At 71.3% G+C, this 13,893-nt stretch carries 12 protein-coding genes and 1 pseudogene; 3 read left to right on the forward strand and 10 right to left on the reverse strand.

Annotated features, from left to right (window positions below; translation table 11 throughout):
* The first annotated feature begins 116 nt into the window (after nucleotides 1–116).
* A complete protein-coding gene (locus ABZY11_RS36935) occupies nucleotides 117–833 on the forward strand; it encodes an N-acetyltransferase (RefSeq protein WP_356483366.1) in 717 nt (238 codons plus the stop codon).
* Between the two features lie 14 nt (nucleotides 834–847).
* Here the strand turns inward: ABZY11_RS36935 and bla are convergent, their stop codons facing one another.
* Nucleotides 848–1,798, reverse strand: a complete 951-nt coding sequence (gene bla / locus ABZY11_RS36940; RefSeq protein WP_356483356.1) for a class A beta-lactamase — start codon at nucleotides 1,796–1,798, stop codon at nucleotides 848–850.
* A 170-nt stretch (nucleotides 1,799–1,968) separates the two neighbouring features.
* On the opposite strand from bla, the gene ABZY11_RS36945 reads away from it, so the two are divergent.
* Both ABZY11_RS36945 and ABZY11_RS36950 read left to right on the forward strand, forming a co-directional pair.
* On the forward strand, nucleotides 1,969–2,871 hold the full coding sequence (locus ABZY11_RS36945) for a LysR family transcriptional regulator (protein ID WP_356483357.1): 903 nt from the start codon (nucleotides 1,969–1,971) through the stop codon (nucleotides 2,869–2,871).
* Nucleotides 2,868–3,770, forward strand: coding sequence for a serine hydrolase (locus ABZY11_RS36950; protein ID WP_356483358.1), 903 nt, complete (start codon nucleotides 2,868–2,870; stop codon nucleotides 3,768–3,770). The genes ABZY11_RS36945 and ABZY11_RS36950 overlap by 4 nt, the downstream gene beginning before the upstream one ends.
* Before the next feature lie 97 nt (nucleotides 3,771–3,867).
* Here ABZY11_RS36950 and ABZY11_RS36955 read toward each other — a convergent pair.
* From ABZY11_RS36955 to ABZY11_RS36995, 9 genes and pseudogenes are all read right to left on the reverse strand, one after another.
* Nucleotides 3,868–4,152 (reverse strand): annotated as a pseudogene (locus ABZY11_RS36955) (alpha/beta hydrolase); the annotation flags it as partial.
* A gap of 57 nt (nucleotides 4,153–4,209) precedes the next feature.
* Nucleotides 4,210–5,955: a protein kinase gene (locus ABZY11_RS36960; protein ID WP_356483359.1), complete on the reverse strand. Its 1,746-nt coding sequence runs from the start codon at nucleotides 5,953–5,955 to the stop codon at nucleotides 4,210–4,212.
* Between the two features lie 200 nt (nucleotides 5,956–6,155).
* Nucleotides 6,156–7,382, reverse strand: coding sequence for a SpoIIE family protein phosphatase (locus ABZY11_RS36965; protein WP_356483360.1), 1,227 nt, complete (start codon nucleotides 7,380–7,382; stop codon nucleotides 6,156–6,158).
* A gap of 343 nt (nucleotides 7,383–7,725) precedes the next feature.
* A complete protein-coding gene (locus ABZY11_RS36970; protein ID WP_356483361.1) occupies nucleotides 7,726–9,060 on the reverse strand; it encodes a cupin domain-containing protein in 1,335 nt (444 codons plus the stop codon).
* On the reverse strand, nucleotides 9,057–10,376 hold the full coding sequence (locus ABZY11_RS36975; RefSeq protein ID WP_356483362.1) for a hypothetical protein: 1,320 nt from the start codon (nucleotides 10,374–10,376) through the stop codon (nucleotides 9,057–9,059). Before ABZY11_RS36975 ends, ABZY11_RS36970 begins: the two co-directional genes overlap by 4 nt.
* Nucleotides 10,373–12,793 carry a DUF6624 domain-containing protein gene (locus tag ABZY11_RS36980; protein WP_356483363.1) on the reverse strand — a complete coding sequence of 807 codons (2,421 nt, stop codon included), beginning with the start codon at nucleotides 12,791–12,793 and terminating at the stop codon, nucleotides 10,373–10,375. Before ABZY11_RS36980 ends, ABZY11_RS36975 begins: the two co-directional genes overlap by 4 nt.
* A 74-nt stretch (nucleotides 12,794–12,867) precedes the next feature.
* Nucleotides 12,868–13,026: a hypothetical protein gene (locus ABZY11_RS36985; protein WP_356483364.1), complete on the reverse strand. Its 159-nt coding sequence runs from the start codon at nucleotides 13,024–13,026 to the stop codon at nucleotides 12,868–12,870.
* Nucleotides 13,027–13,203: 177 nt separating this feature from the next.
* Complete coding sequence (locus ABZY11_RS36990; RefSeq protein WP_356483365.1) at nucleotides 13,204–13,644, reverse strand: hypothetical protein; 441 nt, start codon at nucleotides 13,642–13,644, stop codon at nucleotides 13,204–13,206.
* A 96-nt stretch (nucleotides 13,645–13,740) separates the two neighbouring features.
* Nucleotides 13,741–13,893 (reverse strand): transglycosylase SLT domain-containing protein (locus ABZY11_RS36995; RefSeq protein WP_356481326.1); only part of this gene is annotated, 153 nt, incomplete at its 5' end.

Genomic DNA, 13,893 nt, shown 5'->3' on the forward strand with positions numbered 1-13,893 from the left:
GCAGTACCGGCCCGACACCCTCGACGGCTTCATAGCCGGCACCGGCCTGGCCGTCGACACCCCAACGTCACCCTAGCCAGCCGAAGTCAGTAACCACGCTCGCCGAGCGTCCGTCGCTGGTCCCGCGCGTCTACGAGATCAACGATTCCTGGCCGGTGTTCACGCCCCACGACCCGGTCGCGGGCGCCTTGTTGGGCCGGGTTCCCGAGGACTTCCCGCAGTACTGCGTGGCCGCGACGGACGGCGACCGGGTCGTCGCGCGCGGACTCGGCGTGCCGTTCGACGCCGAGAGCGGCGGACGCGAGGAGATGCCCGACCAGGGCTGGGACCGGGTGCTGGTGTGGGCGTACCATGACCGGCAGCACGGGTGCGCCCGGACTGCGGCCAGTGCGCTTGAGATCTCGGTGGACGCCGACTACCTCGGCCGCGGTCTGTCCTACCTCATGCTGGCCGCGCTGCGTGAGGCGGCGGGCCGGCAGGGGCACGACGCCCTGCTGGCACCGGTCCGCCCGACGGCCAAGCACGTGCATCCTCGCGTCCCCATGACCGAATACCTCCGGCGGCGTCGGGACGACGGGCTGCCCACCGACCCGTGGGTGCGGGTGCACGTCAAGGCCGGTGGCACCATCGAGAAGGTCGCTCCCGCCTCGATGACGGTCAGCGGTTCGCTGGCTCAGTGGCGGCAGTGGACCGGCCTGCCCTTCGACCGGGACGGTGACGTGGACGTGCCCGGCGCCCTGGCTCCGGTGCACTGCGACACCGCACACGATCACGCCGTCTACGTCGAACCCAACGTCTGGATCCGGCACGCTGTGCGGCCGCACACCGCCTGAGGCCGCATTCCCCGCTACGACAACGTGTCGGCGACCACGGATGCCGCTTCCGCGATGAGTTCGTTGTCGTACTCGGCGTCCTCCTTCCCCCGGTTCGACAGGATCGCCACGACGATGGGGGCGGAGTCGGGGGGCCACACCACGGCGATGTCGTTGCGCGTGCCGTAGGTGCCGCCGGATCCGGTCTTGTCGCCGATCACCCAGTTCTTGGGCATTCCGGCCCTGATGAGCTCGTCCCCGGTCTTGTTGGTCCGCAGCCACTTGGTCAGCTGCGCGCGTTCGCCCGTGCCGAGGACGTCTCCGAGGACGAACGCGCGCAGATCGCGCGCGAGTGCTCGCGGCGTGCTGGTGTCGGACACGTCACCCGGGTACCAGCGGTTGAGTTCCGGTTCGCTGTGTTCCATCCGGGTGACGTCGTCGCCGAGCCCCGCGAGTACGGCGTCCAGGCCCCGGGGGCCGCCCAGTCGGTCGAGGAGCAGGTTGGCCGCGGTGTTGTCGCTGTAGCGGACGGCGGCGTCGCACAGGGCGCTCAGGCTCATCCCGGTCCCGACATGCTTTTCGCTCACCGGGGAGTTGCTGACCAGATCGTCCCGTGAGTACGTGATCACCTCGTCCATCCCGCCGAGGGAGTACTTGCGCAGCACGGCACCGGCGGCGAGCGCCTTGAACGTGGAGGCGAAGGCGAAACGCTCGCCGTCGTTGTGGGTGACCTCGCGACCGGTGCCGGTGTCGATGGCGTAGACGCCCAGCCGCGCGTCGTACTTGCGCTCAAGTTCCTTGAACCGGGGGGCGAACGGCTTCGCGGACCCGGTCCGTCCCGTCGCCCCGGCGTGCTGCGAGGACGCCGAAGAAGAGGGGGACGACGAGTGGGCGTCCTGCCCGCCCCCGCACGCCGCGAGCGGTACGAGAGCGAGCGTGGCCAGCGCACCGAGAAGGGCACGCCGGGCACGGCTGTGCTGCTGCATGGGTCCGGACCTCCAAGGCGCCCCGCAGGCAGGGCGCGTAGGGGATGGAGCGGCACCTCCCCATCCCGGGACGTGGTCATGAGTGCCGGACCCACCTTCGCCGTCCGACAGCCATGCGGTCCAATACGCTCACGCGCTGTTTCATGCCGATCTGACATAGGGTTCGGGCTGTGGATCTGGTCGGAGCGTGTCGGGCATTCGTCAGCGTCAGCGAACACAGCAGTTTCACCGTGGGGGCGGCTGCGGCCCGGATGTCCCAGCCGGTGGCCAGCCGCCGCGTCGCCGCCCTGGAGGAACGCTTCGGTGAGCAGCTCTTCGAGCGCATGTCACGGCGGGCCGTCCTCACGCCCTTCGGCCGGGACGTACTGCCGGCGGCCAGACAGCTCGTCCAGGCGGCCGATGTGCTGCTGCACGAGGCCGAAGCCGCCAAGTGCAAGCCCTGGCGGCTCGCGATGCCGGGGCTCTGCTCGACGGCCGGGCTCGCCCGGCTGATCGCGCAGGCACGAGAGCACGGCATCACGCTCGATCTCCGTATCGCCGCACCCGCACAGCGCATCGAGTTCGTCCACTCGCAGCTGGTGCGTGCGGCTCTGCTCGCGGTGCCCGCGGACGAGGCGACATGGTCCGTGCCGCTCGGGCTCGCCGGTGTCCGGGATCCCGGCGTGCGGCGCATCTACATCGATACGTTGCGGATCGGCCGGGCATCGCCGGGCCCGGCCCGCCGTATCTGGATCCAGCCGGAGGACGACGTGCCGCACATCCGTGACCCACTGACCCGGCTGCGGGACGCGGTCGGCCTGCGGCCCGCGCAGCTCGTGGCCGCGACCGATCTGACAACCGCCGCGGCGGAGGTGCTCTGTACCCGCGACCTGCTGCTGTGCTCCCCCGCGCAGGCGGGGCAACTCGACCTGAACTGGCGGCCCATCGGTGAGGTCACGCTCAGCCGGGGGTTCGCCCTCGTCGCCGCCGCGGGCGGCAATCCACAACACATCGAGGCGCGGCTGGGCGAGGCCATCGGCCGCTGCCTGGGCGCGGACAGCGGGGCGGGCGGCTCGGGAGGCGCGGCGGCGTGAGCACCGAAGCGCTCCTGAGCGAGATGCGTCGCCAATTGCACGACGGCGGGCTGCACGGCTGTCTGCTGGTGCGGGATCTGCGCACGGGCGAGGAGGTGGGGATCGCCCCGGACACCCAGTTGCCTGCCGCGTCGCTGGTCAAGATTCCGCTCGCGCTGGCGACGGCGGAGCGCATCCGACGGGGCGAACTCGACGGAGCGACCATGCTCGACGTACAACCGGGGCGCACGTCCACACCCGGCCCCACCGGGCTGAGCCGGTTCCGTCACCCCGCCCGGATCGCCGTCGACGACCTGCTCTATCTGAGCACCTGTGTGAGTGACGGCGCGGCCGCCGACGTGCTGTTCGGTCTCACCCCGCCCGACCAGGTCACCGGCATGCTCCGGGAGTTCGGTCTGCGCGGCATCACCGTCCGGCACAGCCTCGACGAACTCACCGACACCCCGTTGGAACGCTTCGACGCCTCCCAGGCCCATCTCGCGCTCTCCCTCGCCATCGATGCCGGCACCAGCGGACGCGGACATCGGGTCCCCCAGCTCGACACGACGCGCGCCAGCACCGGCAGCGCACGCTCCTACGTCGAACTGCTGCAGGCCCTGTGGACGCCGTCGGCGATCCATCCCGAAGTGGCCGAGCACGTACGTGGCCTGATGGCCCACAACCTCATCCGGCACCGGCTCGCCCCCGACTTCAGCTCCGACGCCACCACTTGGTCCTCCAAGACCGGGACCCTGCTCAACCTCCGGCACGAGATCGGTGTCGTCGAGCACTCCGACGGCCAGGCCTTCGCCATCGCCGTGCTCACCGAGTCACTCGTCCCGGCCAGCGCTCAGCCCGGCGCCGACGCCCTCATGGCACAGGTGGCGCGCACCCTGCGTGATCACCTCCGGCAGCGGTAGGGCCGGTCCGGCCGGCAACGGCCGACGGCGTCGCGACCCCGGCACGGTCTCGACGCCGTCCGGTTCGCTCCGAGGACGCGAGTACGGCCGGCGCGGCTGCCACCGGTGCCGGGTCCAGTGGGCCGATATGGGGCGCGGTCGCGAAGTCACGGACCCGGAACGGGTTGCCCGGCGTGCGCGCGTCGGCCTCCGCGATCATCCGGTCCTGAAGCTCGGTGGCAATCGTCCGGTCCCTGCCGAAGCGGAGGTACATGCGGGACAACCGCCCCCAGGTCTCCGGCCGGCCGACGGCTCGCCCCGCGTAGGCCGTGGTCGACTCGTCCGTCTGCATGCTGCCCAGCCGCTGCCGGAACGCGTTGTCCGGACAGCCCGCGCACATCAGAGAGCCCGCCGGAACGTGGTGGAACAGGCTCCCCGGCACATCGGTGGATTGCCTGCCTCAGGCGTGGAAGCCGTTGCACACGATGGATGTGTACTCCGTCGGCCCGCCTTCGACGTGGTACAGCACCACGGTCCAGTCGCCCCTGTCGTCCCCCACCGGGATCGCGTCGACGGTGCGTTTGCCGAAGTGGGCACGGAAGTCGTCGGGGTACTTCAACTTGACGGTTCCCCCGGAGGACCAACGGGAGTAGAGGTCGACGGGCTTGCTGGTGAAGCCGATGCCCTTGCCCGTGGACCGAAGGGGCCGTCCGGTGTCACGGTCCGTCTCGTGCGGGGGCCGCACCCCCACGGATATGTAGTACGGCGCGGGCCTCTTCCCTTCTCCGGCGTCCTTGGGTCGCATCTGCAGCAAGGCGGTGGACGACCCCGTGGTGTGGGAGACGGAGGACTGCAGGCCCGTGGGTGGTGAGGAATCGGCGATGCTGGACAGGTCGCAGGAGCCCATGCCCTGGGCCGCCTGCTCCGGCTCCTCGGACAGGGTCCAGCGGTCCTGCGAGACTCGATCGTTCATGATGTGGTCCGGCGGCCGGGCGGCCGGGCTCCGGGTGGTCGGCCGTGTTGTGGCCGGCTGCCCGGACGTGGTGACCTCCGTCGTCGGGGCGGCGCCGGTCTGCTTCCCGTCCGATTCCGGAAGCAGCCGGACCGTCACCGGCACCGCGAGCGCCACCGCGCACACGGCGAGCCAGACCCTGCCCCGCGGGGCCCGGCCGGGGCGCCCTTGCGAATCCGGCCGGTCGTCCGGTGCGGTGTCCGACGGCCCCGTGGGTGCGGTGGTCCCGGCCCGCTCCACCGCGTGGACGGCCGGCTCATGGTTCGTCGGCCGTGCCCGGGCCCCGGTCTCCGATGCCCGCGTCGTCTCCGTCTCCGGCTCCGGGTGCACGCCGGACGGCGTCTGTGGCGGCTCCGCGGAGCCGGGTACGGGGACGGGTTCGGCGGTGCGTGCCAGCATCCGGTAATGGGCGTCCGAGGCCAGCGGCGAATCCACCGCGCACCGGGCGATCACGGCGGCCGGCTCCGGCCGGTCCGCCGGGTCCTTGGCGACGCACTGCCGGATGAGTTCGGCCAGCGTGGGCCGCACCCCCGCCACGTCGATGTCCTCGTGCACGGTCCGGTAGCTCACCGCCGCCGGCTCGCCCGTGCCGTACGGCGGCCGGCCCGTCACCGTGTACGCGAGGGTCGCGCCCAGCGCGAAGACATCGGCTGCCGGGCCCACCTCGTTGCGCAGGAGAACTTCGGGTGCCGTGTAGCCGGGTGTCCCCGACACCATCCCGTCCCGGGTGAGGATCGTCTGCTCAAGCCCTCGCGCGATCCCGAAGTCGATCAGCTGCGGTCCCTGCGGCGAGAGGATGACGTTGTGCGGCTTCACGTCCCGGTGCGTGACGCCACAAGCGTGGACGGCGGCCAGACCTTCGGCGAGCGCGGCAAGCAGCTTCAGGGCGCTGTCCGGCGGGAAGGGGCCGCGCGCGCCGACGGCGCCGCGCAGCGTGGGCCCCGACACGTACTCGGTGGCCAGCCAGTAGGGCGGTGCGTCGAGCGAAGCCTCGATCAACTGCGCGGTGTAGGCGCTGCGCACCGCCTCGACGGTCGCGGTCTCCCGCCGGAAGCGGGCCAGCGATTCGGGGTGGTCGCTGATCTCGTCCCGGATGACCTTCACGGCCACCAGCCGTCCGCCGGGTGACCTGCCGAGATACACCTGTCCCATGCCGCCCGCGCCGAGACGGGCGAGCAGGTGATAGGCGCCCATGCGCGCGGGGTCATGAGGTCGCAGTGCATCCACGGCACGACTGTGCCACATGCGTACGCCCGGCGGAGTACCGGACCGGAACTCGTGATCGGATCGATCGATGTCAACGTGCGGGAGCGGTACCCCGGTTGAGTACGGTGCGGGATGCCGCACCCGGTGCTGCCGCCTTCCGCGCCGAGCGCACGGTTCATGGGGCCGGGCTACAGGCGGACGATGACCAGGGCGGTGTCGTCGCTGTTGCCGTTCGGGGGAATCAGTTCGCGCAGCAGGGTGTCGGCGAGTGTTTCGGCGTCCGCCGACCGGTGGCGGGTGAGGCAGTCGGCGAGCCGTCGAAGGCCGGTGTCGATGTCCTCGCGGCGGCGTTCGACCAGGCCATCGGTGTAGAGGACGAGGGTGGCGCCTTCCGTGAACGTGGTGTCGGACTGGGGTCTGGCGACATGTTCGGGGCGGGCTCCCAGAGGAGGGTCGGTGGCCTGGTCGAGGAACTCGATGCCGCCGTCGGCGTGGAGCAGGGCGGGCGGGGGGTGCCCGGCACTGCTGTAGGTGAGTGTGTGGCTGGTGTGGTCGACGACCACCTGCACCACGGTGGAGGATTCGGCACCGTCGACGGAGCGGGCGTACAGGCCGAGTGCGTCGAGGGCGGCCGCGGGACCGTCGGCCACGCGTACGGCGGCGCTGAGCGCGCTGCGGAGCTGGCCCATGACTCCGGCCGCGTTCAGGCCGTGCCCGACGACGTCCCCGACGGCCACCGCGATCCGGTCCCCCGTCAGTTCGGCGAGGTCGTACCAGTCGCCGCACACGTTCAGGGAACCGACAGCCGGCCGATAGCGCACGGCCACCCGGCGGCCGACCGGGCCGGAAGCCGGCAGCATCGCGGCCTGCAGGGCGAGCGCGACTTCGCGTTCACGGGCATGGGCCTGCCGCAGCCGCTCATTGACCTCCTGGAGTTCTATGGCTCGGGTGTACAGGTCGGCCTCCAGCACCCTGGCCCGGTCCCCACCGTCGTGACCGCCGCGGGCGCGGATCAGCTCGGTGACGTCCTCCACCCGGTGCAGCAGCAGTGCGACGCGCCCGTCCGGGCCGAGGACCGGGACGTTGACCGGGCTCCAGTACCGTTCCTCCCACTCGCCGGGCCGGTCGGGGTTCCCGACGTCGTAGCGCTGCAGCGCCATGGCGTCGCGCTCGCCGGTGTCCGCCACCCGACGCAGCGACATCTCCAGATTCTGTCTGCCGGTCGCCGCGGGGTCGTTGGGATTGTCGGGAAAGGCATCGAACAGATAGCGGCCGACCAGTTGGTCACGGGTCCGCCGCGACACCCGCAGGAACGCCTCGTTGACATCCACGTACACGAAGTCGGTGGTCAGCAGCGCCACTGCCCCCGGCAGCGCCTGGAACACCGCCTCGTAGTCGATGCCGGAATACTTCACAGCGCCTCCCGCCTCCGTGCGTGCCGCTCACATGTGGTGTGGTGACAGGCACCGTGGCCCGATCCCCCGTCGCTCTCCGCCGCGCCCCGCGACATACCTGTCGGAGCCCGATGGGCCTCCGGCCCCTTGCGTGAGAGGGCTCAGGATCGCCCGTGCGGCCGACCCGGGTCCGCATTGCGCCATCGGCGGCATGTCACCGGCCGTGGGCCGAAGGCCCCGGACCCGACGGGCGGGTGAGTCACGCCGCTGGAGGTACCGGCCGCGCCCTCGGCGCTGCCCGTCGCCACCTCGTCCGCAGGGCACGAGCCGGTTTGTGATCCGGTTGCCCCGGGTCGGGGTGTGATCAGGGGATGCCGCCGCGGTGGCACGTCAGGCCGCGGAAGCTCTCCAGCTTCTCCAGCAGCAGCCGCACACCTTCCCGGTCGGCCGGTAGTTTCGCGGCGTCGTCCGGGTCGCTCGTGGGGCCTGGCGGAAAGCCGGTCAGCAGCTCGCCCACGGAGACCTGTTTGCCCGTCAGGAGCGGGGCGAGCAACCGGAGCAGGTCGCCGGGGGGCAGGGCGGTCGCGGTGTCGTGCCCGTTCACGGCACAGTTCGTCCCCGTCGCGAGCGGGGCCCAGCGCACGGGGTACCTCTGATCGGCCTCGATCACCGTGTCGTCCGTCAGGCGCCGCAGCCCGGCCGGACCGGGCACCGGCTCGAAGCCGCCGGCCGTCCGGCGGCGCAGCGAGACGGTGGTGACACGGTCCCCGATCAGACGGGGGTCGCCGAACTGTCCGAAGGTCCGTGCCGAACGCAGCAGTCCGTCGGGCAGCACCGGTGACAGCAGCCCGTCCGGGCCGATGTGCGCGAAGATCGAGGGAGTGCCGATGGGTTCCAGCCGGCTGTCGCGGCCGGGCCGGCCGGTCAGTGCCGCCGGGTCGAGATCGGCCAGGAGGTCCTCCAGTTCGTACCCGGCCCGGTGCTCCTCCCGTGGCACCCCCACGTTCACGCTGGTGGCGGGCTCTGCGCCGACGCCCTCACCGACGTGGTAGTAGCCCGACGGCCAGTACAGGAGATCGCCGGGGCCGACCTCGGCCTCGAAGGATCCGTCGCGGTAGCGGCCGTAGTCCAGCACCGTCGACACCGGCTCGTTCCACGGCCGCTCCGGCCAGAACCGCATCCGTTTACGCCCCTTGAGGCCGAACATGAACGTGGCGAACCGGTCCTTGTGCACGCCGACCGGGCTGTGTTCGTACGTACCGTGGAACAGCGTGGTGATCGCCCCGGTGAGCGGAAGCCCGACCCTCGCCCACAGCCCTGCGTAGAACTCCCGTTCCCGGGCCCACAGAGCGAAGTCGTAAGCATGGAACCCACTGATCACCAGTGCGTAGCGGCGCCCGGCCAGCTCGGCCGAGAGCCGTTCCTGGTAGTGGTCGAAGGAGCGGTCGGCCCGGCCGGGCAGTAGTGGTCCCGGCCGAGCGCGTTGCACTCTTTCGACGGTGAGGCTCACCGTCGGCGGCGGCTCGGCGGCCGGGTCCGCACCCGGTCGGCAGGCGGCGGTCGCTGCCGCGAACACCTCCGCCTCGGCGAAGGGCACGGGGGCGATCGACCGGAACAGCACAGGGCCCCGGTCCCAGTGCTGTTCGGTGAAGGCCGGCCAGTCGAAGCCCGTGTGCACCACGGTCAGCGGCTCGGTCATGGTGTCGGCTCCTTCTCCTGTCGTGGCCGGCTGCCGACGGCCGCGGCGGACTCGCCCGCGTCGGGCGGCGGCTCCTGCGGCGGTCCGTCCGCAGGACCGTCCATGAGGTCGACGGCACGCAGGGCGTGCAGCTTGCGCAGCAGTGCCAGCGCTCCGGCATGGGAGGACCGGGGCAGTTGCCCGCACAGCTCTCCGACAGTGGGTGCGTCGGTGGCGTGCTCCCGGAGGAGCTCCAGCAGCCGCTCTCCCGACTGGCCACGCAGGGCGAAGGCATGTCCGTTGACCGCCCATATCCAGCCGTCGCCCTCCGGCATCCGTAACACCGGCGCGGTGACCCTCACCCGTTGCCCTGCCTCGGGTGTCGGCGGGGTCTGTCGCGGTGGCGGTACGGGTTCGAGCCCGCCCGCACCGGCCCGTCGGGCCCACAGGATGCGGAGCACCCGCTCGAGTCGCGGGCTCTCGCGCTCGTGCCCCAGCGCCGCCGCGGTGGCCGTCAGCGGCCGCACATCGGGCAGGGCGGCCAGCGGGTCCTCGGTGGGTGCGTCGTCCAGGTACGGCACGGCGTCGTCCGAGCCGTACCGGCGTTCCTGGAGCAGGCCCGACAACACGTCCTCCACAGCCCGGTGCAGCAACCGGGGGTCCACCGGGATCCGCAGCCGGAGGGCCAACGTGCGTGGCTGATAGCGGACTTCGTCCCGGTAGTGGGCGGGGCGGTACACCAAGTCGCCGACGCCGGCACGCAGGGTGTGCGCGTCGCTTCCACCGTCGTCGCCCGCTCGCTGCCGGGCGGCCCGCAACCGGGCAGTGAGGCCGCCGTGCAGCACGAGCGTGACCGTGGCGTGGGTCTCCTCACCACCGGGTGCCGCCGGCACCGTGAGTCCACCGCCCGCGAGCAGTTCGGTGACCACCGGGAGCACCGGAGTACCGATCCGCTGCCACAACGGCGCAATGAGATCACGGGTCTGCGACCAGAGCACGAAGTCCAGCACCAGTGGCTGTTCGACGGCGAGCAGTCGCCCCTGGTCCGGCAGCCGGGCGTCCAGCCGCTCGTGGTAGTCCGCGGCAGTGGTGTCGTCCGGGCCGGGCAGCAGATCACCCGGGGCTCCGATGCAACCGCTGTCGACCAGGAAGACGACATCGGGCAGGGCACGGAAACGGGTGCCGGCCCGGAACGGAGCCGCGGCGGCGGCCATCGTCCGGTACGCGAGCCGGCTGTCCAGCGGGGGTGTGCCGGTACTGCTGTCCCATGCGTGCAGCAGGGCGGGAGTGCCGTCCCGGTGGTGGCGGGCGAGCTGGTCCCAGACCGTTGTGTTCACGCATCCTCCGCAACGGGGTCCGGGAAGCGGCGACGAACGCGTACCGCGTAGCGGGCCAGCGGCTCCATGCCCAGCTGCCGTCGGCGTTCGTCGACCGCTTCGGGCCACTCGATCGGGCACGGTTCGAGTCCGTCGGCCCCCCGCCTGAATTTCGTGCCGTAGAGCTGCGGGGCGCCCTCGCTCAGCCGGATCGCGTCAGTGGCAAATGCAACGTGCCGCCAGGGGATGTCACCGTCGGCAGCGGCCTGTTCCATCCGGTCCAGGCATTCGCGCAGCAGGTCGGGCGTGCCTCGGGCGTGCTGGACGAGCCGGCAGGCGGCTTCGGCGGCGCGCTCGCCCACCAACGCCTTTCCGGGCCAGCCGTGTTCACGGACCACGTCCATCAGCCAGGCCATCGCGGTGTCGGTGAATTTCCCCAGTCGTTCCTCGGTCCCGGAATCGGTGAAGCCGCCGGCCGTCCACCGTTCTCGCAGTGCGGCATCCACCCGGTCGAGTCGCAGGAGTCGTTTACTGACCGCCGTGTTGCGGGCGGTGGCACGGAGAGGGTCGATCCGCAGACGGACGGTCGTCCGGTCCCAGCTGTACACGATCCTGCGGCCCGCCTGTCGCCAGTCGAAGGCCGCTTCGCCTTCGCAGGCGCTGACGAGCCGGATACGGGTCCCGTGCGCGGGATCGCCGAAGCCGCCGGGCCCCACGTCGTCGAAGACATATTCCACGGCGTCGCGCAGGGCCACGCCGAGGCCGGCGAGGTCCAGCCGCACAGTCCTGTGCGAGGGCCCCGGCGGTATCCCGTCGGCTGCCGGATCCGGGCCGGTCACGGCGGTGAAGACGGCGGTCCGCGGGGGCGGTTCCATGTACAGCAACGGGCCGCCGGCCTGGGCACGGAAGAAGTACGGAACGTCGCCGCGCCGCATCTGTTCACGTTCGGCGGGGGCGAAGGCGTCGTGGTCGCGCATCGCGGTGAGCAGTTCACCGGCGAGCGCGTCGGTGTACACCGCGGTCGGGTGCGGCAGTACGCGGACGAACCGCTGCCCCGCACCGTCGGCGATCAGCTCGTTCAGTCGTCCCTGATTGCGGCACATCAGGGTCCAGGCGTCGAACATGCCGCGCAGAAAGGCCGGGAGGTGCGGTCCGTATCCGGTACGGCCGTTGGTTCCGGCCACCACGTTGCGGGTTTCGGACCGGGCGCAGGGTGCGCTTCGGCTGTGCAGTTGCAGCCCTCCCCCGCGGCCGGCCGTGAAGTACGCCACCGGTCCGTCCACGGTGCACCAGCGGGCGGAGTTCTCCAGGCCGGGGTGATGGTGGCCGGAGCCGTCCGGATCCGCGATGAGCCCGGTGTCGTGCAGCCGCCGGACCGGCAGGAGGAAGATCTCCAGGTCGACGGGGTGGAGGAGCGCGGCGGTCGACCCGGGCCGAGTGCCGGTCAGCAGATTTCCCTCGCCGAGGTCGGCGATCCCGAAACCGAAGCACGCGGCGGCGAGGGAGCCGGCCCGGTGCCAGAAGTGCGGGGCCTCCCGGCGGCCGAGCCGGGTGCCGGACAGACGGAGCCCGGGGGAACGGCGGAGCGTTCCCCAGTGGGCCGGGGGTTCGATCCATTCCTGCCAGGAGTAGGCGTGCCGGTCGCGACCCCGGCCGTTGCGTTGGCGCAGCAGTGGCAGCTGCACCTGCCCCGAGGCGGGCGGCAGGGTGTTGAGGAGACCGAAGACCGATTTCGGGGTGCCGGTGGCAGTTTCGGAGAGAAAGAGTGCCTCGCCACCGGTCGGGCGGGGCTTGTACGCCACACACCCACCGCCGGCCATCCGCAGCCGCAGCACCCGTTGACCACCGTTGTGACTTTCGGCGCCGTGTGCCCACAGCCCCGTCAGGGGCGGGCACAGGGCGGGGTCGTCGAACCAGGAGGACCGCAGATCGCGGCGGAGCCGTCGGAGGAAGAGATCGAGGAAGTCCTGGTACTGGCGTCCGCGACGCGTCCAGGGCCTTTCGCGGCCGGCATCGCTGCCCGCTTCGCCACCGGCATCGTTTTCCTCTTCGGCTGCGGCGCAGCCGGTGAAGACCTCCGCGACCAGAGGACCGAACAGTTCGGCGTTGCCGACCGTGAGGAGTTCGGGTGCGACCAGCGATCGATGGCGGCGCCTGGCGCCACGACACCACACATCGAGGCTCGTGAGAAGATCGAGCAGTGGCGCGAATCGCGGCTGCGTGAGGATCTGCGCGATCAGTCGCGCGTCGCTGTCTCCTGCGAGCGGCCGGCCCGGGGCCAGAACCCCTTCCGGCGTACTGCGCAGAACCGGCGGAAAGAGTCCGCTCGCCGTGCCGGAGCGGATCGCTTCCACGACTTCCCGTGCCGCGCGCGGGAGTTGCCGGGTGGATTCCGCTGCTGCGGCTACGGGTCCGGCCTGCCAGAGCACGTTCGTCATACGGCGTTCGTTCCCCGGGGGTGGGTGGTGCGGGACGCCGCCCGACGGACCGGACGGCGTCGTGCGCCAAACGGTCAGAACGTACAGTAGATCCTCACGCAGGTGCTCGTCCCGGAGGACGAACGAGCCGGGATCTCCTGCTCCAGTTCACCGATCACAAGGTCGAGTTCGGCCTCGTTGTCCGGGGTCTCGGACAGTAAGTGCGTGGGGTTGGTGGACATGCTCTGCTTCACGACAGGCCTCCTGTGGAAACGTACGGTCGATCAACTCGCGTAATCCTAGGAAGCCTTGAAGGTCAGCGGTAGGGGGCGTGCGAGGCCGGCACCGGGTGAGCGCAGCCTGTCCGTCGGTACGGGGGCGTCCGGTCCAACGCCTTCGGGGCCCGCTGTTCAGCCCCGACGACCGCGGGGTCAGGCAAGAGGGGGGACGGTGAGGTCGAGAGTCAGCCGGTTCTTCCAGTCGTTGGTGAAGACCGCGGTCGCTCCCTCGTGATGCATGCCCACAAAGGGGTTGGAGCAGAACATCATGGCGAGCCATCGCAGGGACCGGTCGGCGTCGAGCCGGGCGAGGTAGCCGATGTTGCCCATCCCGCTGCCGCCTCCGGACATCCAGCCCGATCCGTCCGGCAGCGGGGCCTCGAACCAGGTGTCCACCTCGATGACGCCGCCCTCCTCGACAGCGCGGGCCACGTCGAACGGAGCTCCGAGACGGAAGGGAATCGGCTGTCCGGCGTCCGGGTGGTAGGCCCCGGGGCCGTCCACGTGCAGCTCCAGCCCGGTGTCGTCCGGCCGGTACAGCCCGTCATGGAACGGCATCTCCCCGGCCGCCCACAGCTGCTCGATCGTTCCCACGATCCCACCCCGTCCGTCCAGCGGTTCCGTACACCCCAGGACAGCTCATCGGACTGCCCGCGCGGTGTCACATACGGCCACTCAAACACATCCGTGTCAGTAGGCGGAGTTGACGTTGTCGATGGATCCGTAGCGGTCGGCGGCGTAGTTGGCAGCCGCGGTGATGTTGGCGACGGGGTTGGTGAGGTCGTGGGGGGTGCCGGCGACGTGGTAGGCGTTGAAGGTGGGCTGGATGACCTGGAGCAGGCC

It is taken from the genome of Streptomyces sp. NPDC006510, assembly GCF_040611955.1.
In the GTDB taxonomy this organism is placed as follows: Bacteria; Actinomycetota; Actinomycetes; order Streptomycetales; family Streptomycetaceae; genus Streptomyces.